Here is a 20,877-nt window from a genome sequence, read left to right on the forward strand (position 1 = left end):
GAAATTTCGGAGCCCCCAACATATGTCAGCTTCCCCCTTCCGGTCCGGCCTGAGACGCGGCCTGCCCGTTACCCTGTCCGTCATGCCCTTCGGCGCCCTCTTCGGTGCCGTTGCGATTGACAACGGCTTGACGGTCACTGAGGCGATTTTAATGAGCGGCAGTATTTATGCCGGTGCCAGCCAGCTGGTCGGTATCGAACTGTTCAATCAAAATCTTCCGGCATGGCTCGTCGTCCTGTCCATCTTCGCCGTCAATTTCCGCCATGTGCTCTATTCCGCAGCCATGGTGCGCGTGGTGCCGGAATGGTCGATTGCCCGCAAGGCTCTGGGCTTCTTCTTTCTGGTCGATCCGCAATTTGCCGAATCCGTGCGCCAGAAGGAAATTCACGGCAAGGTCGGTTTTTCCTGGTACATGGGCTACGCGCTGATCGTCTATGTTGGCTGGATGCTGTCCACCGTCGCCGGTGCACTGCTCGGTAATCTCATCGGCGACCCGAAGGAAGCGGGCTTCGACGTGCTGCTGCCGGTCTATTTCATGGGCATGGTATTGGGCTTCCGCACCCGCAGCAACTTCTATCCCGTCATGCTGGCCAGTGCCGTGGGTGCCATTGCTGCCTATCACTTCGTCGGCTCACCCTGGCATGTCAGCATCGGTGCCATCGCCGGCATTCTGCTCGCGGTCATTCTGCCGCCTGCACCGGTTGATCCGCAAACCGACGCCAAGAACGGGGAGATCGCATAATGAGCGACCTGCTCGACCCCCACACTTTGCTGATCATCTTTGCCGGTGCCCTCGCGACCTATCTCACCCGCATCGGCGGCTACGTGCTAATGGTGCGCATGAAGACCATTCCGCCGCGCGTCGAGGCCGGGCTGAATGCGGTTCCCGTCGCGGTTCTGACCACCCTCGTCGCACCCGCCTTTTTCGAAGGCGGATACGAGGTGAAGCTGGGCATGATTTTCGCGCTCGTCGTTGGCCTGCGCTTTCCCGGCCTGATCATGCTGATATCAGGCTGGGCGCTGGTCGTGGCGATGCGCTACTTCTCTATCGCGTAAGCGTTTCCGTCGCAGCAGTCAGCCACTGCTGCACGGAAGAATCGGAGATCAGCGGCATCAGCTTTTCCCGAACCGTGGCGTGGTAGGTATTCAGCCACGCCAGCTCTTCCTCGGTCAGAAGCGACACGACGATGAGACGCCGGTCGATGGGGCACCATGTCAGCGTCTCGAAAGACAGCATCGGCTGGTCGCCACCGTCAATGGCCTCAGCCTCGCGCACATAGATCAGGTTTTCGATGCGGATGCCGAATGCGCCGGGGCGGTAATAGCCCGGCTCGTTCGATAGGATCATGCCCGGTAGGATTTCCTGTTGCGAAACGCGGGAAATGCGCTGCGGACCTTCATGCACGGAAAGATATGAGCCCACGCCATGGCCCGTGCCATGCCCGTAATCCGCCCCCGACTTCCACAGTGCAATACGCGCCAGCGGATCGAGATCGCAACCACGCGTGCCCTTTGGGAAACGGGCGGCGCTGATGGCGATGACGCCCTTCAGCACCAGCGTGAAAAACCGCTTCTGCTCTTCCGGCACATTGCCGATGGCAACCGTGCGGGTAATATCCGTGGTGCCGTTCACATATTGCGCACCGGAATCGACGAGGAACATCTCGCCATCCTGCAAAGCGCGGTCGCTATCCGTCGTCACGCGGTAATGGATGATGGCGGCGTTGGGACCGGCCCCGGAAATCGTATCGAAGGAAATATCCTTCAGCGGGTTTTGCATGGCCTGCCCCACCCGCGCACGCGCCGCCTCCAGAGTTTTGACGGCCTGAATTTCCGTGACCGTGCCGGGCTGCTGTCCATCCAGCCATGCCAGATATTCCACCATGGCGGCACCGTCCTGCACATGTGCGGCGGCGGAACCGGCAATCTCTGCCTCGTTCTTGCAGGCGCGCGGCAGCTTGACCGGGTCGGCAGCTTCCACCACTTCCCCACCCGCTTCGGTGATGGAAAGCGTCAGCGCCACCGGCGTCACATCCACATCGGTCAGAATACGGCCAGCCGCGCTGGCAATCGCATGCAGACGCGCTGCAATCTCTTCGGGCGGCAAAAGCGTTGCCAGTGGCGAGAGATAGGCCTTCACCTCTTCGCCCGTCTTGCGCTCATCCACAAATAGATCGGCCTTGCCATCGGCGTAGATGATGGCGCGCGCCAGCGGATGCGGCGTATGCGGCACGTCATTGCCGCGAATGTTGAATATCCACGCGATGGAGGATGGATCGGTGATCAAAACGGCATTTGCCTTGCGTGCCGAAACAATCTCGCCAATCGTGGTGATCTTCACCTGCGCAGGCAGACCCGTGACATGATCCGGCTGAATGTTGACCGGCTCCATCGGCTCCGCCGGGCGATCCTCCCATAGCGGATCAAGCGGGTTGCTCTCCAGAAGAACGACCGAACCGCTCTTTTCAGACAAAGCTTTCTCGAAACGCTTCAGCTCCGCGCCCGTATGCAGCCACGGGTCGATGCCCAGGCGAAAGCCGTTCGGCGCATTGTTGGAAAGCCATTTCGCAGGCGGTGCACCCACCAGATCACCACCAATGAAGACTGACTGATCGACCTGCGAAGCAAGCTGCGTGGTGTACCGACCATCCACAAAGACAATAGCCTCATTGCGCGTAACCAGCACGATACCGGCAGAACCGGTAAAGCCGGTCAACCACGCCAGACGCTCGGCACATTCCGGCACATATTCGCCCTGATATTCATCGGCGCGCGGCACCAGAAAGCCATCGATACCGAGCGCATCGAATGTTGCGCGCAGAGCCTCGACGCGAGACTTGCCGAATTGCGGAGTGGATTTGTTTTCGAATGACTGGAACATGAACTGCTTTCCGAATGCCTGATTTCGGAGCAGACCATAAGCATCTGACCGAAAGCTGTGAAGCGGTTTTCGGTCAGATAGTGATAACACTCAGTCGTTACGAAGATGGATGGTAACCCAGCCATTGCGCCAGATGGTTCTGACGTGGCTGAGATGCATGCCGTTATAGGCCGACAGAACTTTCCAGCGCTGCGACGCCAGAATGCCCGACAGGATGACGGTGCCGCCGGGCGCCAGATGCGTCACCAGCTGCGGTGCCATCTTGATCAGCGGGCGGGCGAGAATATTGGCAACGATGAGGTCGAACGGTCCGTGCTTGCGGAAGGAATCCGAATGGAAGCCGGGTGCGGTTTCCAACGCCATGCCGGAAACGATGCCGTTCAGCCGGGCATTTTCCTTGGCGACCTTGATGGCGATAGGGTCGATATCTGTTGCCAGAACCGGCACCGGGCGCATCTTGGCAACCGCTATGGCCAGAACGCCACTGCCGGTGCCGAGGTCAAGCGCATTGCGAATGGTGCGCGCGCGCAGCACCTGCTCAATCATCTCCAGACAACCTGCCGTGGTGCCATGGTGACCGGTGCCGAAGGCCTGACCGGCCTCAATCTCGATGGCGATATCATTGACGCGCACCTTATCCCGATCATGCGAACCGTGGACGATGAACCGCCCTGCCCGCACCGGCTTCAGGCCTTCCAGCGACTTGGCAATCCAGTCAACATCTGGAATGACTTCGCGTTCGAGCACAAGCTTCGGATAGGCAATCTTCAGCGCGTCTTCGATGCGGCTGCGGGCGTCTTCTTCCTCGGATTCCAGCAGATAGACCGAGGCTTCCCAGATATCGCGCTTCTCATCCACCTCGGTCGTGGCGATGGCAACATCTTCTTCGCCGAACACCTCCGACAGCAGATCCAGCACTTCCCCGGCCTGAACTTCGGTGGTGGTTACAAAAAGACGGATTTCGCTCACGGCTGACGCTTTCCTTGCATAGGTTCCAGCCGTCAGCCTTTGCCACAAAAGCGGCTGCGATCCAATGGAGTGACAGCGAGATTATTCAGCCGAAATCAGGTCTTGGTGAGATTTTGCAGCTTTTGCACGGCGACATCGGGATTTTCGCCATAAGCGATGGTCCCGGCAAAGCGGCCCTTTGCATCCAGAAGGATGACCGAGGCGGTGTGATCCATGGTGTAATCGCCCTTGGGGTCCTTCTCATCCACCGGTACCTTCTTGGCGTAGATGCGGTAGCCCTTCAGCGTCTCGGCAATTTTATCCGGTGCACCGGTAATGCCGGTAATGCGCTTGGAGACGTTGGACACATACTGATTGAGGATTTCGGGCGTGTCGCGCTCAGGATCGACCGAGACGAAATAGGCCTGCATCTTATTGCCATCAGGGTCTACCTTCTCCATCCAGCCATTCAGCTCGAACAGCGTGGTGGGGCAGACTTCCGGGCAATGGGTAAAGCCGAAGAACAGCGCGGTCGGCTTGCCCTGAAAAGCTTTTTCGGTAATCGGCTGGCCGTTTTGTGCAACAAGCTGGAAGGGCGTGCCATAAACTTCCTCGACCATCTCCTCGCGGCTCTTGGTCAGCTCCATCGTCAGCCAGCCCATGACACCCAAAAGGACGACGACTGCACCCCAAAGTGCGATACGAATATTCTTCATGCCATTCCCCGATCAGCATAGAGCCAGCGTTTGGAAAGCTTCTAGCCCGAGCCACGTCATTTCGGCAATTCAAGAAAAGGTTTGAAGCGGCAACCGCGCTGTTTTGTCTCAAACAGCAATGCGCTCAGAAGCACCAGGCAATGCCGCTTTGCACCGCCGAGAGAAAAATATCCGTTCCGTGGCGCATCCAGCCATCGAATGTCAGCAAAACGAGAAACAACGCGGCACCTGTTGCGAGGGCAGCGGCAAACAATTTCATCGGGCCGGTCAGTAAAACTCTCATGGCGCAAATATACCGGAAAAACGGGTGCGGCGAAACCACGAAATGGCCTGCATTACCGCTGTTTATAGTGCCGCGTTAGGGAAAGTTTAAATTGTTTTTGGGCATTATGATTGCCAGCGGTCAGCCCTTGTGGCGCACGACATGATGTCAACCGGACTAGCTCCGACGCCGCATCACCTTCAAAAATCAAATTCGGCCAGCCAAGAGAGCCGTCAGGAAAAGTACGACCATGTCGAACGCCATCAAACAATCAGGCGCATATCTGGAAATCGTGTCCTTCCATCTCGGCGATCAGGAATTCTGCATCGACATCATGGCGATCCGCGAAATTCGCGGTTGGGCGCCGGTGACCCCGATGCCACACACACCACCTTACGTTCTCGGCCTCATCAACCTTCGCGGCGCGGTTATTCCCGTCATCGACATGGCCTGCCGTCTGGGCATGAAGATGACCGAACCGTCCGAGCGCTCCGCCATCATCGTCACCGACATCGGCGGTAAGCTGGTTGGTCTGCTGGTCGAACAGGTCTCCGACATGATGACCATCAAATCCGAAGACCTCCAGCCTGCGCCTGAAATCATCCCGGAAGACCAGCGCAATTTCTGCCACGGCATCGTGGCGCTGGAAAAAAGCATGGTCTGCTTCCTCAACCTCGACACTGTCATCGCCGACGAACTTTCGCGCGAAGCTGCTTGAGGCGATTTTTACACCACAAACGCAAACGGCGAGCCTCTGGCTCGCCGTTTTTGCTTTCAACGCCCTCTAATCCGTCATACCGGGCTTGACCCGGTATCCAGCAGCGCCGCGTCTGCGGTGCAAAAGAGTCTTATGTGATCAAGGACTTGATCACACTGGACCCCGCATCAAGTGCGGGGTGACGGAGTGTGAAGATGCAGTCTCGACTAGAAAAACCTCAAGGCTTGCCCTTCGTCCACGTCACCGTCTGTCCATAAAGCGGCACCGTGGAAATCGCCATCTTGGCAGACCCATCCGTCAATTCACGGGTATGGACGAGGTAGATCAGCGTATCATTCGCCTTGTCGTAGATGCGGTTGACGACCATCTTTTTCCACACCAACGACATGCCCTGCCGGAAGACTTCCTCGCCCTCCTTGCCAAGATCGATATCGCCCACTTCCACAGGCCCGGTCTGGCTGCAGGAAATGGCGTTGTTGGACGGGTCTTCAAACCAGTTCCCGTTCTTCAGGCGGTCGATCACGCCACGGTCGAAATAGGTAACGTGGCACGTCACACCCTTGACCTGCGGGTCGGCGATTGCTTCCACTACGATATCATTGCCAGTCCAGTCGACACCCACCTTGCCCACCACCTGAGCAACAGCGGCCACCGGCAACAGGGCAAGACCCGCAACCACCAGAGAACGAAACGCTTTAGCCATAACCCAAACCCTCACATGAACTGCCATAGAGATAGGTCTGCGCAGGCGTACAACAAGGCGTGATGTCAGCGTTTTCTCATGGTGCACGGCGCATAGCCGGTGGCGTGCAGTCGTCCGGTCACCATGCCGATCTTTTCGGGTATGTGGTGAATGTGCTCGACAGCGAGTGCCTTGGCCGCCGCAATCGATGCCGCCGCGCACACCACCGCATCTTCCGCCGCATTGTGGTGCACGAAGCGTAGTTGCAGATGATGGGCGATGATATTGAGCTTGTGCGAGGGCAGCGACGGCCAGACGCGTTGCGACATCTTCACGCTGCAAAAATAGGACAGCTGCGGATAGCTCTGTCGATATTTGTCGAAACTGGCCCGCATGACGCTGAAATCGAAGGCGGCATTATGCGCGATCATCGTTGAGTCACGCAGGTCATCGGCAAACTCGTCCATCACCTCGGGGAATTCCGGCGCATCTTCTACATCGTGCGGCTTGATACCGTGAATGGCGACATTGAAAGACGAAAATCGCATATCCCTGGGGCGGATCAGCCGCTCTTCCACCCGCACGATCCGGCCATCCTCGATCCATGCGAGACCGACGGAGCAGGCGCTGCCACGCTCTTCATTGGCGGTCTCGAAATCGATGGCGATGGTCTTCAAGGAGTGATTCCCGTTTGCTCTTCGCACGGCATAAAGCAAAGCGCAGCGAAAATGAACCGCCTCACAGGAATCGGGTGGTAAACCGCGAAAGCCAGCATTACAGCAAAAGCAGGGATCGATGTTGTGAGGGGAAATCAAACGTGGCCGTGCATAAACAGATGAATGCGACCGAATGGGCGCTGCTCTGCATCCTTTCGATCCTGTGGGGAGGCTCGTTCTTTTTCGTCGGCATCGCCGTCAAGGAACTGCCGCCGGTGACCATCGTCACGCTGCGCGTCTCAATCGCAGCACTAGCCCTACTCACCGTCTGCCGCATCATAGGTTATCGCGTGCCCAGAGCCCCGCAAGTGCTGCGCGCCTTCTTCGGCATGGGCCTGCTCAACAACATCATTCCCTTCTGCCTCATCGTCTGGGGCCAGACGCATATCGCCAGCGGCGTCGCCTCCATTCTCAACGCCACCACGCCACTCTTCACCGTCATCGTCGCCCACATGCTGACAGCGGATGAAAAGCTGACCATCAACAAGCTCGCAGGCATCATCATTGGCTTCGCCGGTGTCGCCACCATGATCGGCCCGGCGGCGCTGACGGGCGAAAGCTCCAGCCTATGGGGCCAGCTCGCTATTCTCGGCGCGGCCATCTCCTACGCTTTCGCCGGAATCTTCGGCCGTCGCTTCAAGGCCATGGGCGTGCCGCCGCTGGTCACTGCAACCGGGCAGATTTCCGCATCCACCATCATGCTCATCCCCCTCGCCCTCATCATCGACCAGCCATGGACGCTCGCCATGCCAAGCGGCGAAGTCTGGGCCGCCCTGCTCGGTATCGCCCTTCTGTCCACCGCGCTCGCCTACCTCATCTTCTTCCGCATTCTCTCCTCAGCCGGTGCCACCAACCTCGCACTGGTCACGTTCCTAATACCCGTCAGCGCCATTCTGCTGGGCTCTCTGGTGCTGGGCGAACAACTGGAAGCTAAACATCTGATTGGCATGGCGATGATTGCCGCCGGGCTGGTGGCGATTGATGGCAGGGTGTTTCGACGCCGGGTGGCTTAACTGGTCTCACCATAGTCGGAAAAGATTTCGCGAATGGTTCTGCGGGACCATTCAGCGAGATAGGTGCGGTTGGGGCGTTGTGCGGCAAGCGTAATCAGCGCTTTCCATAACGCCCAGCCCCGCCCCCGCTGCCATGTCTGGTGGTCAAAAGGAAGACACTCGTGGAAAACACGCCGACTGTCGCTGTCGAACACTGTCCATGCCATAATGAGATCGGTCGAAGGATCGCCAACGGCGCAACTGCCGAAATCGATGACGGCTGAAAGCCTGCCGTCTTTGACAAGTAGATTTCCTTCAGCCACGTCGCCATGAACCCAAACAGGTGCGCCCTGCCATTCGCTGGCGGTTGATTTCGCCCAGACGTCACGCGCCAAATCCACGTCGATTTCATCCGACAAGGTTGCAATGGCCGCCTCTGTCTCGGCAGCATAGACACTCAACGAACCGCCACGATGGAAGTTATGTGTCCCGGCAGCGGGACCATTCGAGGCATCAATGGCTTGAAGTTCCAGAAGGAACCCGGCGACATCGCGCGCGAGCTGATGGAGATCAGTCTGATCAAGCTCCATGGCGAGCGGCTTGCCGTCCAGCCAGCGATAGATGGACCACGGCCAAGGAAAGCCCTGCCCCGGCTGGCCCAACGCAAGGGGTTCAGGAATTGGCAACGGAAGACGATTGGCGAGATAGGGCAGCCAAAGCTGTTCTTTTTCCACCTGAGCCACATAGCGTGAGGCACTCGGCAAGCGAACGATCATAGTCTCGCCTAGACGGAAACTGCGATTATTCCAACCGCTGAGTTCAACCGGCTTCACAGCCAGAAGCGCCCATTGCGGAAACTGCTCCGCGACCAGTGCAGCGACTGTCTCTGCCGAAACCTCTAGGCGATCATCCATAACATGCGTCCTCTTAGCCGCATGTCACCTACATCCCAGGCGCAAAAGTAATATGACGAAGCTACCCGCCGATCAGCGCCAGCCACTCATCTTCATCCATGGTCTGCACGCCAAGTTCCCGCGCCTTGTCCAGCTTGGACCCTGCACCCGGCCCCGCCACCACATAGTCGGTCTTCTTGGAGACGGAACCGGCCACTTTGGCACCGAGACTTTCGGCACGCGCCTTCGCCTCATCGCGGGTGAATTTTTCGAGCGAGCCGGTGAAGACCACCGTCTTGCCCGCCACGGGGCTACCTTCCGTCGTCGGCTTTTCGGCCTCCTTCGGGCGCAATTCCTTCATCAGCCGGTCGATGACATCGAGATTGCGCGGTTCCTTGTAGAACTCCACGATGGCCCTTGCCATCACCTCGCCAATGCCTTCGACGCTGTTGAGTTCGGCCCAGGCATCGCCGGTCAGATCGGCTGCGGCTTTCATGGCTTCTTCGAAATGCTCATAGTTGCCGTAGGTGCGCGCCAGAAGCTTGCCCGTCGTCTCGCCCACATGGCGGATGCCGAGCGCAAAGATCAGCCGATGCAGATCGATCTCGCGGCGCGCGTCGATGGCATCGAACAGCTTTTTGACGCTGGTCTTGCCGAAGCCATCGATGTTTTCGAGCTTGGTGAGATGCGAGTCTTCCTGCCGCTTTTTCAGCGTGAAGATATCCGGCGCGGTCTTGATGGACAGGGCCGGGTCTTCGCTCTCGAAGAAGAAATCGATCTGCTTGGTGCCGAGACCTTCGATATCGAAGGCATTGCGCGAGACGAAATGTTTGAGATGCTCCTTCGCCTGTGCAGAGCAGGCAAACCCACCGGTACAGCGGGTGACGGAATCGAGCTTACCGGTTTTCTCATTGCGCTCGCGCACCGCGTGACTGCCGCAGACCGGGCACTGCTTTGGAAATTCGTAACGCTGCGAACCGGCGTCGCGCTTTTCGAGCAGCACATCCAGCACCTGCGGAATAACGTCGCCTGCCCGCTGCACGATGACGGTATCGCCGACACGGATATCATGCTCTTCCGGGCGGATGCGCTCGCCATTATTACCGATGCCTTCGATGTAATCGGCGTTGTGCAGCGTGGCGTTGGTGACGACCACACCGCCGACGGTGATCGGCGTCAGGCGCGCAACGGGTGTCAGCGCGCCGGTGCGGCCCACCTGTATCTCGATCTTTTCGACGGTCGTGAACGCCTGTTCCGCCGGGAACTTGTGCGCGGTTGCCCAGCGGGGGCTGCGGGAGCGGAAACCCAGCCGTTCCTGCAAATCCAAACGGTCGACTTTATAAACTACACCGTCGATATCGTAATCCAGATCGGGCCTTGCGATACCGATTTCCTGATAATGTTCAATCAGTTGCTGGCCAGACGTGAATCGCTTCATGAAGGGGTTCACCGGGAAGCCCCATTCACGGAACTTCTCAACGATGCCGAATTGCGTATCGGCAATGCGCGTCGGCTGGCCTCCATCGGACACCTCACCCAGCGCGTAGGCGAAGAAGCGCAGCTTGCGCTTGGCCGTCACAGTCGCATCCAGCTGCCGCAGCGAGCCAGAGGCGGTGTTGCGCGGATTGACGTAGGTCTGTTTTCCCTCGGCTTCCATCTGCGCGTTCAGCGCCAGAAAGTCGCTCTTGGCCATATAGACCTCACCACGCACCTCCACCACATCGGGCACGCCCTTTGGCAGACTGTTCGGAATCTCCTTGATGGTCATGATGTTGGCGGTCACGTTCTCGCCTGTGGTGCCATCGCCACGGGTCGCCGCCGTCTTCAGCTTGCCGTTCTCGTAACGGATCGACATGGAAAGGCCGTCGATCTTCGGCTCTGCGGTAAAGGCAATCGAATCGTCGGGCATGTTACCGAGGAAACGATAGACGGACGCCACGAAATCGCTAACATCCTCATCCGAAAACGTGTTGTCGAGTGACAGCATGGGACGCGCGTGAACGATGGGCGCAAATGTGGGCAGTGGCGCAAAGCCGACCTTCTTGGAGGGGCTGTCCGCCCGCACCAGATCGGGAAACGCCGCCTCGATGGCGTCGTTGCGGCGCTTCAGCGCGTCATATTCGGCATCCGAAACCTCCGGCGCATCCTTGCCGTGATAGAGCGCGTCGTGCCGGGCAAGCTCCGCCGCCAGAAAGGCAAGCTCAGCGGAGGCCTCAAGCTCGGACAGTTTTTCCACCGGGATTTGATCTTGGGACATTGGGCAGCCTCGTGCATGAACAGAATTCGTTTTTAACGAAGGCGGGCCACTTTTCAACGTCCGGCATTGCGGTAATCTTAAAATCGGGAGCGAATCACACGGGGATCATACGCATGGACTTCATGACGCTCATCGCATTCGCCGCCGCCTTCTTCGTTTTTGCAGCCAGCCCGGGCCCGGATAATATGACCATCGTCGCCCGCACCATCACCCATGGCGCGGCATCCGGCCTTGCCTATGGCGCAGGCACCGTGGCGGGCATCCTGATCTTCCTCACGCTCGCCGCCTTCGGCCTCTCCATTCTCGCCGCCGAGATGGGCATAGTGATGACAGTCCTTCGTTACGCAGGTGCAGCCTATCTCATCTGGATGGGCATCAAACTGTGGACGGCGGAGCCGGTCGTGCCGGAGCTGCAAGCGGTCAAAGCACACGGCAACCTCTTGTCGATCTTCGCAACGGGCATGGCGCTTAATCTCGGTAATCCGAAAATGCCGCTGTTCTATGTGGCCTTGCTGCCGAACGTGGTCGGAGCATCGCTGACGGTGGATCATCTGGCCGCGCTGGCTGGCGTCATTCTCTGCGTGGAGACAATCGTCATCGGCGGTCATGTCGCTCTTGCGGTGCGTGCCCGCAGCCTGCTGCGCTCCGAAAAAATCGTGCGCCGGGTCAACCGTACGGCAGGTGGTGTGATGATTGGCTCAGGTGTCGTGGTGGCCGTCAGCCGTTAGTCCTGCGCTGCCAGCAGCTTGGCAGCGGCAGCCCTCGCCTCATCCGTCACGGAAGCGCCTGCCAGCATGCGGGCGATTTCTTCGGTGCGGTGTTCGGGCTGCATGGTGGCGACGCGGGTAGCGATGCGCTCTGTGCCGTCGCCGGATGGACCCTTGGAGATGAGCAGATGCGTGGCGGCGCGGGCAGCGACCTGTGGGGCGTGGGTGACGGAGAGAACCTGAACGGTTTTAGACAGGCGCTTCAGCCGCTGACCAATGGCATCCGCCACGGCGCCACCGACGCCAGTGTCGATTTCGTCGAAGACCAGCGTGGGCGCAGAGCCACGATCTGCCAGAGCCACCTTCAGCGCCAACAGGAAGCGCGAAAGCTCGCCGCCCGAGGCCACTTTCATGATTGGGCCGGGGCGTGTGCCGGGGTTGGTCTGAACGTGAAACTCGACGATATCGATGCCATCGGCGGTGCCGGAAGCTGCATCACTGGTGACTTCCACGGTGAATCGCGCGCGCTCCAGCTTCAAAGCTGGAAGCTCTGCCATCACAGCTTCAGACAGAGCCGAGGCTGCGTTGTGGCGTTTTTCGGAAAGCGACTGGGCCGCCCGGTCGAAATCCGCCTTCACGACAATCAAATGCTTGTCCAGTTGGGCCAGCTTTTCTTCACCGGCATCGAGATCGGCGAGATCGGCGACCATGCGTTCGGCCAGCGCCGGAAGCTCGGTGACAGGAACGGAATATTTGCGGCCAGCAGCACGCAAGGCAAACAGGCGCTCCTCCACCCGCTCCAACTCACGCGGATCGAACTCGGTGCGGCGAAGCGCTGCTTCGACTTCCATCTGCGCATTGGATAGGCTGTCGAGCGCGGCATCCAGCAGCTGAACGGTTTCTTCCAGCAAACCGGGCGCCTCGTGGCTCTTGCGCTCCAGACGACGCATCATGGAAGCGATCATCGGAACGGGCGATGAGTTACCGTTGAGAAACTCGCTGGCCTCGCCGATATCACCGGCAATCCGCTCGGATTTCTGCATCACGCCACGGCGTTCCGCCAGTTCGTCCTCTTCGCCATCGCGCGGCGACAGAATTTCGAGTTCTTCGACGGATGCCCGCAGATAATCAGCCTCTCGGGCTGCTGCCTCCACCTTGGCGCGGTGTACTTTCAAGCCACGCTCGGCATCCTTCCAGATGCGGTAAAGCGACTGCACGGACAATACGTCGTCAGTCAGACCGGCAAAAGCGTCCAGAAGCGTGCGATGGGCATTGGTATCGACCAGCGCGCGGTCATCATGCTGGCCATGGATTTCCACCATGTGCTGGCCAAGCTGGCGCATCAGTTGAACGGAAACAGCCTGATCATTGACATAGGCCTTGGTGCGGCCATCGGCAGATTGAACGCGGCGGAAAATCAGATCACCGTCATCATCGAGGCCGTTTTCGCGAAGCATCAGGCGGGTGGGATGCTGCATGCCAACTTCGAAAGTGGCCGTTACCTGCCCCTTGTCTTCGCCGTGGCGCACAAGGCCGCCATCGCCGCGCCCACCGAGCGCCAGCGACAGACTGTCGAGAAGAATGGATTTACCGGCGCCCGTTTCGCCGGTCAGCACAGAGAGGCCGGCCTCGAACCCAAGGTCGAGCCGTTCGATCAGAACGATATCGCGGATCGATAGCTGGACCAGCATGGCTTAGGCTCTGTCCTTAGGCTCCCACCAGTTTTTTACCGGCGCGGGAAATCCAAGATTCCTTGTTTTCACGAGGCGCAAGCCCCTGCCCCTTCAACAGCTTGAAGGAATCGTCGTACCACTGACTGTCAGGATAGTTGTTGCCGAGAACAGCCGCGGCCGTCTGGGCTTCATCCGCCAGACCCATGGCGTAATAGGATTCCGTCAGACGGGCCAGAGCTTCTTCGATCTGGTTGGTGTTCTGATACTGCTCCACCACGATGCGGAAGCGGGAAACGGCAGCCAGATATTCCTTGCGCTCAAGGTAATAACGACCGACCTGCATCTCACGTCCAGCCAGCTGGTCACGCGCAAAGCGGATTTTCGCCTGGGCATCGGGCACATATTCCGAATCAGGGTAATCGGTAACGACCTTGTTCATCGCTTCGATGGTGCGCTGTGCGGCGCGCTGGTCCTGCGTCACGTCGGCAATCTGCTTGGAGTAAGCAAGGCCGATCATGTACTGAACGTAGGCCGCATCTTTCGCACGGGGATATTGCTTGAGGAAGCGCGTGCCGGATGCAATCGCAACTTCATTCTTGTTCTGACGGGTCGCGATGAAGGTGTTCATCACCAGCGCCTTCTGGCCCCAGTCCGTGAACGGATATTGCTTGTCGATGGCCGAGAACTTGCGACCGGCTTCGGTCATGTTGCCAGCATTCATGTTGGCAAGGCCCTGCTTGTAGAGAACGTCCGGCGGATCGGTCTCGACGCCAAGCTTGGTGATGTCGATATCAGGGTCGGACTGGCAAGCAGTTACCAGCGTTCCGGCGCCAATCAGCATAAGCGATACGAGCACGCCCCGCACCGTTCCATTCATCGCACCAGACACTACACGCTTCATTCGTCAGTTCCCACTTCCTGCGTCAATACAGAACATCGGCTTTTCCAGTGGCGTTTCTAGCCATAAAAGCGTCCGCAGGGCAACGCAATGATGACGCAATAACGCATTTTTATGGCATGACACCCGCAAGCTGATGAATATATCCGCCGCAAAGCAATCATTTCACATTTGTTTTTACCGACATACGAAAAAGCCGCCCCTGGGGACGGCTCATGTTCTTTATAGGACCACGATCATGCAGACCAGGGTGCAAACTCTGTCTGCTGGATGGCCACGAACTCGCGGGCGCGAACGACGGGATGGCGTGCGGCTGGAGCTTCGACGATTTCATAGGCCGAAGGATCGTTCAGCAGGGCCTTCAGGGCGTTGGCGTTGACCTTGTGGCCACCGCGATAGGAACGGTAGCAACCAATGAACTGCGCGCCTGCAAGGGCCAGATCGCCAACGGCATCCAGCGTCTTGTGACGGACGAATTCGTCCTTCTCGTAACGCAGGCCTTCCATGTTGATGACCGTGTGGTCGTCGGAAATGACGACGGAATTTTCAAGCGACGAACCCAGCGCGTAACCGGCAGCCCAAAGGCGCTCGACATCACGCATGAAGCCGAAGGTACGGGCGCGCGACAGCTGATTCTTGAAGGTCTCGGCAGTCAGATCGCCCTTCCACACCTGGCGACCGATCAATGGCGTGTCGAAATCAATCTCGACTTCGAAGCGCGTCCCGTCATAGGGGCGGAACTCGGCCCAGGAAGCACCGGCTTCGATGCGCACCGGCTTGATGACGCGAATGTAGCGGCGCTTCACGCCAAGGTTCACGATGCCGACTGATTCGATGGCCTCGATGAAAGGCATCGAGCTGCCGTCCATGATCGGAACTTCCGGACCATCGACCTCGACGATGAGGTTGTCGATGCCCATGGCATAGATGCCAGCCATGACGTGCTCGACGGTTGCGATGGACTGCGGCAGCGAACGACCGATGACGGTGCAGAGATCCGTGTTGCCGACATTGGAGGAAACGGCCTTGAGTTCGACCGCGCTGCCATCTTCATACTGGCGGCTGAAAACGATGCCAGTGCCCGCTTCCGCAGGCTGGAACGTCATGGACACCGGGTTGCCCGAATGCACGCCAATGCCCTTGAGCTGAACAGGATTGGCGATTGTTGTCTGGAAACCGAGCAGTCCGATGGTCATGCGAATAAAGCCTTTTCGTGCGGACCTGCCTGCTATACCGGCGCGATCCAAATGTCTACCGAGGGGAATAAGCACCGGTGAAACCGCGTTATATTCTCGTCTCATCGTCATACATACGCACTGTGGATGGCTATCTCAAATCACTGTTGATTTCGCTTTGTAACAGACTCAAAGCTTTGAAAAACCTAATGTAACCGGCGCGTGCGAACTGTCATGAAACAGCAATACCCGGGCTCTTTCGAACCCGGGTACCACATGGTGAAGAATCACAAGATCAGCTGCCTGATCAGTTCGACTGGCGGCGCAGGAAGGCCGGAATTTCAAGCTGATCGTCGTCATGCTGGCTGGCGGAGGACGGCGTCTGACGGCCATGATCGTCCAGATTGCCACGACGCGGAGCGTAGAGGCTGGCTTCCTGAGACAGCGGGCGACGCTGCTGTGGAGCCATGCTTGGCGCATCCATCATGTCGGAAGGAACGGTTTCTTCCTCATCACGGCGACCGAGAGAGTTGGTGATGCGCTTCAGAAGACCCATTGGGCCACGCTCTTCCGGAACGGCAGAGGCCGGGTGGGCGCGGTGATCCATCTCAGCCTTAACGACTGGAGGGAAATCCTCGACCTTCGGCATGCGGACCGGCTCAGGCGCGCGGGCGACTGGAGCGGGCTCATGGTAAACCGGCGCCGGAGCCTGCTGCATGCGCGGTGCAGGTGCTGCCACCTGTTCCGGTGCATGGTAGGCAGGCGCCGGGGCGGTGTGCACCGGTGCTGCGGGGCGAGCAGCAACCGGTGCTTCCGCTGGAGCAGATGCGAACAACTTGCTCTGAGGACGGAATTCGGCTTCTGCCTGGGCCTGACGGAGCTGCTGTTCGGCAGCGGCCAGTGCCAGTTCCCGTTCCATTTCGACTTCAGCCGAACGAATGGTCTGGGCGATCGGGTCTACTTTTGGTGCCTGCATGACTGGGGCAGGCTGAACTGCGGCCGGAGCAGAAGCAACGGCCGCGGAAGGACGGATAAGCGGCTTTGCAGCGGCAGCAGCACGCATTTCTGCGATGTTCTGTTCCATCTGGCCGGGAACGCGGTCGATGCCGGTAGCAACGACGGACACGCGGATGAGGCCTTCGAGAGCTTCATCGAATGTTGCGCCGAGGATGATGTTCGCATCCGGATCGACTTCTTCGCGAATACGGGTCGCGGCTTCGTCGACTTCGAACAGGGTCATATCGCGACCACCGGTGATGGAGATCAGCAGGCCCTGTGCGCCCTTCATGGATGTTTCGTCCAGCAGCGGGTTTGCAATCGCTGCTTCCGCAGCCTGCATTGCACGGCCCTGGCCGGAAGCCTCGCCGGTACCCATCATTGCACGGCCCATTTCGCGCATCACGGAACGAACGTCAGCGAAGTCGAGGTTGATAAGACCTTCCTTCACCATCAGATCGGTAATGCAGGCAACGCCGGAATAGAGAACCTGGTCAGCCATCGCGAAGGCATCGGCAAAGGTCGTCTTGTCGTTGGCAATGCGGAAAAGGTTCTGGTTCGGAATGACGATGAGTGTGTCGACCGACTTCTGAAGCTCTTCGATGCCCTGCTCGGCCAGACGCATGCGGCGACCGCCTTCGAAGTGGAAAGGCTTGGTCACGACGCCAACCGTCAGAATGCCCTTGTTGCGGGCAGCCTGTGCAACAACGGGAGCAGCACCGGTACCGGTACCACCGCCCATGCCGGCAGTGACGAAGCACATATGCGTGCCGTTCAGGTGGTCGATGATTTCATCGATGCACTCTTCGGCAGCAGCACGACCGACTTCCGGCTGGGAACCGGCGCCCAGACCTTCAGTGACATTGACGCCGAGCTGGATGACCCGATCGGCCTTCGTCATCGTCAGTGCCTGCGCATCCGTATTGGCGACGACGAAATCGACGCCCTGGAGGCCTGCCGTGATCATGTTGTTGACAGCATTACCGCCGCCACCGCCAACGCCGAAAACAGTGATGCGTGGCTTCAGCTCGGTGATATCCGGCTTTTGCAGCTGTATCGTCATTTTAACATTCCTTCTTTTTCTGGCCGCATCGCCCCGCGGTCAATTTGTATCAACTTCACTCGGTCCTCTGCCGAAACTCTAGACAGAGGATCAGAAACTTTCCTTCAGCCACTGCCCTACCCGGGCAATCCGGCCGCTACCCGTTCCGAACGGCGAGAACATTCCGCTCTGCGCCGCATGGATTTCGATGTCCGCGATCTGCGGATAAATCATCAGCCCGCAGGCTGTCGAAAACGCCGGGCCTTTGGCCGCGACCGGCAGACCGGACACGCCCATGGGGCGGCCGATTCGGACGTTACGGGCCAGAATGCGCCGCGCCGTTTCCGGCAGGCCGGTCAACTGGCTTGCACCACCCGTCAGAACCACGCGCTTGCCGACAATCGGGGAGAAACCCGATTTCTGGATGCGGTCGCGGATCAGTTCCAATGTCTCTTCGATGCGGGCCCGAACAATGCGGCTGACGAGAGCGCGCGACACCTGCGAAGGCTGGTCGCGGTCGTCTTCGCCGATTGGCGGAACGGCAATCATGTCACGGTCATCAGAACCGTTGGCCAGTGCAGAACCATGCACAACCTTCAGACGCTCCGCATCTTCGATACGGGTGGACAGACCGCGCGCCAGATCGGTGGTGACGTGGTGTCCGCCAAGGCCGATGGCATCGGTGTGAACCAGACGTCCCTCGGCGAAAACCGAAATCGTCGTCGTGCCGCCGCCCATGTCGATGGCCGCACAACCAAGCTCGACTTCATCATCCACCAGTGCCGCAAGGCCGCTGGCATAAGGGGTCGCGACAATGCCTTCGACCGACAGGTGAGCACGGTTGATGCACAATTCCAGATTCTTCAACGCGGTGCGCTCGGCGGTCACAACGTGCATGTCCACGCCCAGCATGTCGCCATACATGGACAGGGGATCGCGAATGCCGCGCTCTCCATCCAGCGAGTAGCCAGTTGGCAGCGAGTGCAGAATGGCACGATCCTGCCGCAGCGACTGTTGGCTGGCCGCAATCAGAACCTTGCGCAGATCGCCCGATTCGACTTCCTGACCGCCCAGATCGATGCTGGCGGTGTAGATGTCGCTGGCCAGACGACCGGCAGATACGTTCACGATCAGGCTATCGACGGTCAGCCCAGCCATGCGCTCGGCGGCATCTACGGCCAGACGAATCACACCTTCCAGCGCATCCAGATCGGCAATCACGCCGGATTTTACGCCGCGCGAACGCTGATGTCCGATGCCGATGATCTCAACCTTGTGGGTGCGACCCGGCAGAACTTCGGTTTCCTGACGCGGCGTCAGACGACCAATCATGCAAACGACCTTGGTGGAGCCGATATCGAGAACCGAGACCACATGGCTGCGCTTGGAAGACAAAGGCTTCAGGCGCGGAAGACCAAAATGGGAAGAACCAAAAAAGCTCATGTGTTCTTCTCCGCAGCCTTGAGTGCCTTCGACCGGGCTTCAACCGCCTTCTGACGACGCTCTGCCGCACCTTCGGTCAATTGAACGGTGGTGCGATCCGGCAGGCGCAGATCGACCGCCGCAACATCCCGCGACAAAACCTTTTCTTCCATGTCCATGCGCGACAGCAGCTGCAGCGCCTTCGGCACGTTTTCTTCCGGCAGCTTGACCACGATGCCGTTGTCCAGATGCAAATCCCAGCGACGTCCAGCAATGCGGACATAGGCGCGCACGCGGTTGCGGATTTCCGGCCAGTCGGCCAACTCATCCACGAAGCCAGCAGCACCCGTCTCAGCATCGCGCCCGACGAACAGCGGCAGACCGGCATATTTGTTGTCGCGCAGCGGCGCGATGACGCTGCCGCTTTTTTCGATCAGCGACAGTTCAGAACCATGCTGCCAGATACCGAAGGCCTGACGCTCCTTGAGACGCACCTCGATGGTCTTGGGATAGATCTTGCGAACGTCGACATCTTCGACCCAAGGCAGCTCAGTCAGCTTCTTGCGCGCAGCATTGACGTCGAGCGCAATCAACGATGTCGCGCCGTCGAGGCCCAGAAGCTGGAACACGTCGATCTCAGACGTCTGAATGTTGCCGGACACTTTGACGTCTTCGATGGCAAAACCGGCAGCAGATGTCGTTGCCTGCGTTACCAAATCCGTATGGCCACCCAGCGACATGCCGTAGAGGCCAATCGAGGAGAAGAAAGCAATCGTGGCAAGCGTGCCCGTGTGGGCAGGGATGTGAATGCGACCCGTGGCAAGCGATACGACGAAGCGGAAGCTCTTGCGCAAGGGACGTGGCAGCACCATCCGCTCATCGACCGAAGCCGAAGCGAACTGCTCGCGCTTTTTAACCGCCGACTTTTTGCCGTTTACCGCGAACACGAAGCGTCCTCCACCATCCAACGGACAAGCTCGCCAAAGGAGCGGCCCGCATGAGCTGCCATTTCGGGCACGAGGGAGGTTGGCGTCATGCCCGGCTGAGTGTTGACCTCAAGCCAGATAAGCTCGCCATCTTCTGAGAAACGATCGTCGTAGCGGAAGTCGGAACGGCTCACGCCACGGCAGCCAATCACCTGATGCGCCATAACCGCCAATGATTGGATTTTTTGGTAAATTTTCGGTGAAATTTCCGCGGGAATGACATGCTTTGAGCCACCCTTGGCGTATTTCGCATCGTAATCGTAAAATGTGTGACCGAGCGGCACCACCTCCGTCACACCCAAAGCCTCGCCATCCATCACCCCACAGGTGAACTCGCGACCATGGATATAACGCTCGACCATGACATCATCGCCATAGCGCCACTCCGAAGAGCCAAGCACCTGCGGCGGATGGGACTGACCTTCCTTGACGAGAACGACGCCGAAGCTGGAGCCCTCACGCACGGGCTTCACCACATAAGGCGGCTCCATAGGATGCTGATTGCCAATATCGAAACGACCCATCAGCTTTTCAGCAGCAACAGGAATGCCAACGGTCGCAGCAATCTTCTTGGCCAGCGACTTGTTCATCGCCAGAGAGGACGCCAGCACGCCGGAATGCGTATAGGGAATTTCGAGATATTCGAGGATGCCTTGGATCGTACCATCTTCGCCATAAGGGCCGTGCAACGCATTGAAGGCTACATCCGGACGCAGCTTGGCAAGCGTCGCGGCGACATCACGGTCCACGTCGAGACGCGTGACCCGATAGCCCTCGCCCTCCAGCGCCAATGCGCAAGCCTCTCCCGATGAGAGGCTGACTGGCCGCTCTGAAGAAAACCCACCCATAAGAACAGCTACGTGCTTGCCGCTCATGAAAACCTCTGACACCAAAATCACTCAAGCGAGATCAC

Annotated in this window: 20 protein-coding genes; 5 read left to right on the forward strand and 15 right to left on the reverse strand. The window is 58.8% G+C overall.

Annotation, left to right across the window (positions count from 1 at the left end):
• Nucleotides 1-22: 22 nt before the first annotated feature.
• Complete coding sequence (locus AC27VJ_RS11990) at nt 23-742, forward strand: AzlC family ABC transporter permease (protein ID WP_488684201.1); 720 nt, start codon at nt 23-25, stop codon at nt 740-742.
• Complete coding sequence (locus AC27VJ_RS11995) at nt 742-1,056, forward strand: AzlD family protein (protein WP_488684202.1); 315 nt, start codon at nt 742-744, stop codon at nt 1,054-1,056. The genes AC27VJ_RS11990 and AC27VJ_RS11995 overlap by 1 nt, the downstream gene beginning before the upstream one ends.
• On the opposite strand, the gene AC27VJ_RS12000 is transcribed toward AC27VJ_RS11995, so the two are convergent.
• From AC27VJ_RS12000 to AC27VJ_RS12015, 4 genes are all read right to left on the reverse strand, one after another.
• Complete coding sequence (locus tag AC27VJ_RS12000; RefSeq protein WP_488684203.1) at nt 1,046-2,881, reverse strand: aminopeptidase P family protein; 1,836 nt, start codon at nt 2,879-2,881, stop codon at nt 1,046-1,048. The genes AC27VJ_RS11995 and AC27VJ_RS12000 overlap by 11 nt on opposite strands.
• 90 nt (nt 2,882-2,971) lie before the next feature.
• Complete coding sequence (locus AC27VJ_RS12005) at nt 2,972-3,850, reverse strand: 50S ribosomal protein L11 methyltransferase (RefSeq protein WP_488684205.1); 879 nt, start codon at nt 3,848-3,850, stop codon at nt 2,972-2,974.
• Between the two features lie 95 nt (nt 3,851-3,945).
• Nucleotides 3,946-4,545, reverse strand: a complete 600-nt coding sequence (locus tag AC27VJ_RS12010; protein ID WP_488684206.1) for an SCO family protein — start codon at nt 4,543-4,545, stop codon at nt 3,946-3,948.
• Nucleotides 4,546-4,669: 124 nt separating this feature from the next.
• Complete coding sequence (locus AC27VJ_RS12015; RefSeq protein ID WP_488684207.1) at nt 4,670-4,828, reverse strand: hypothetical protein; 159 nt, start codon at nt 4,826-4,828, stop codon at nt 4,670-4,672.
• A gap of 229 nt (nt 4,829-5,057) precedes the next feature.
• On the opposite strand from AC27VJ_RS12015, the gene AC27VJ_RS12020 reads away from it, so the two are divergent.
• A complete protein-coding gene (locus tag AC27VJ_RS12020) occupies nt 5,058-5,525 on the forward strand; it encodes a chemotaxis protein CheW (protein WP_113087912.1) in 468 nt (155 codons plus the stop codon).
• 217 nt (nt 5,526-5,742) lie between these two features.
• Here AC27VJ_RS12020 and AC27VJ_RS12025 read toward each other — a convergent pair whose 3' ends face one another.
• On the reverse strand, nt 5,743-6,228 hold the full coding sequence (locus AC27VJ_RS12025) for a CreA family protein (protein WP_488684208.1): 486 nt from the start codon (nt 6,226-6,228) through the stop codon (nt 5,743-5,745).
• Nucleotides 6,229-6,293: 65 nt separating this feature from the next.
• Complete coding sequence (locus AC27VJ_RS12030) at nt 6,294-6,884, reverse strand: 3'-5' exonuclease (protein WP_488684209.1); 591 nt, start codon at nt 6,882-6,884, stop codon at nt 6,294-6,296.
• A gap of 158 nt (nt 6,885-7,042) precedes the next feature.
• Between AC27VJ_RS12030 and AC27VJ_RS12035 the strand changes: the two genes are divergently transcribed.
• Nucleotides 7,043-7,936, forward strand: coding sequence for a DMT family transporter (locus AC27VJ_RS12035; RefSeq protein WP_488684343.1), 894 nt, complete (start codon nt 7,043-7,045; stop codon nt 7,934-7,936).
• On the opposite strand, the gene AC27VJ_RS12040 is transcribed toward AC27VJ_RS12035, so the two are convergent.
• Both AC27VJ_RS12040 and ligA read right to left on the reverse strand, forming a co-directional pair.
• Entirely contained in the window at nt 7,933-8,829 is an 897-nt protein-coding gene (locus AC27VJ_RS12040) for an aminoglycoside phosphotransferase family protein (protein WP_488684210.1), read from the reverse strand. The two genes, AC27VJ_RS12035 and AC27VJ_RS12040, sit on opposite strands and share 4 nt — an antisense overlap.
• A gap of 61 nt (nt 8,830-8,890) precedes the next feature.
• On the reverse strand, nt 8,891-11,065 hold the full coding sequence (gene ligA, locus AC27VJ_RS12045) for an NAD-dependent DNA ligase LigA (RefSeq protein WP_488684211.1): 2,175 nt from the start codon (nt 11,063-11,065) through the stop codon (nt 8,891-8,893).
• 113 nt (nt 11,066-11,178) lie between these two features.
• Here ligA and AC27VJ_RS12050 point away from each other — a divergent pair, with 113 nt between their 5' ends.
• Nucleotides 11,179-11,793 carry a LysE family translocator gene (locus AC27VJ_RS12050; protein WP_488684212.1) on the forward strand — a complete coding sequence of 205 codons (615 nt, stop codon included), beginning with the start codon at nt 11,179-11,181 and terminating at the stop codon, nt 11,791-11,793.
• On the opposite strand, the gene recN is transcribed toward AC27VJ_RS12050, so the two are convergent.
• The 7 genes from recN to AC27VJ_RS12085 all read right to left on the reverse strand — a co-directional run bounded on the left by recN (nt 11,790) and on the right by AC27VJ_RS12085 (nt 20,839).
• Nucleotides 11,790-13,463 (reverse strand): DNA repair protein RecN, encoded by a 1,674-nt coding sequence (gene recN / locus AC27VJ_RS12055; RefSeq protein ID WP_488684213.1) that lies wholly within the window; start codon nt 13,461-13,463, stop codon nt 11,790-11,792. The genes AC27VJ_RS12050 and recN overlap by 4 nt on opposite strands.
• Nucleotides 13,464-13,479: 16 nt before the next feature.
• Entirely contained in the window at nt 13,480-14,346 is an 867-nt protein-coding gene (locus AC27VJ_RS12060) for an outer membrane protein assembly factor BamD (protein ID WP_488684214.1), read from the reverse strand.
• Nucleotides 14,347-14,579: 233 nt separating this feature from the next.
• Nucleotides 14,580-15,539, reverse strand: coding sequence for a UDP-3-O-acyl-N-acetylglucosamine deacetylase (gene lpxC, locus AC27VJ_RS12065; RefSeq protein WP_113087922.1), 960 nt, complete (start codon nt 15,537-15,539; stop codon nt 14,580-14,582).
• A 286-nt stretch (nt 15,540-15,825) separates the two neighbouring features.
• Nucleotides 15,826-17,577 (reverse strand): cell division protein FtsZ, encoded by a 1,752-nt coding sequence (gene ftsZ, locus AC27VJ_RS12070; RefSeq protein WP_113087923.1) that lies wholly within the window; start codon nt 17,575-17,577, stop codon nt 15,826-15,828.
• Between the two features lie 90 nt (nt 17,578-17,667).
• Nucleotides 17,668-18,999 (reverse strand): cell division protein FtsA, encoded by a 1,332-nt coding sequence (ftsA, locus tag AC27VJ_RS12075; protein ID WP_113087924.1) that lies wholly within the window; start codon nt 18,997-18,999, stop codon nt 17,668-17,670.
• Nucleotides 18,996-19,925: a cell division protein FtsQ/DivIB gene (locus AC27VJ_RS12080; protein ID WP_162727775.1), complete on the reverse strand. Its 930-nt coding sequence runs from the start codon at nt 19,923-19,925 to the stop codon at nt 18,996-18,998. The genes ftsA and AC27VJ_RS12080 overlap by 4 nt, the downstream gene beginning before the upstream one ends.
• Nucleotides 19,913-20,839, reverse strand: coding sequence for a D-alanine--D-alanine ligase (locus AC27VJ_RS12085; RefSeq protein WP_488684215.1), 927 nt, complete (start codon nt 20,837-20,839; stop codon nt 19,913-19,915). The genes AC27VJ_RS12080 and AC27VJ_RS12085 overlap by 13 nt, the downstream gene beginning before the upstream one ends.
• Between the last annotated feature and the right edge of the window lie 38 nt (nt 20,840-20,877).

This window comes from Agrobacterium sp. 20P9.1.2 (genome assembly GCF_057799395.1).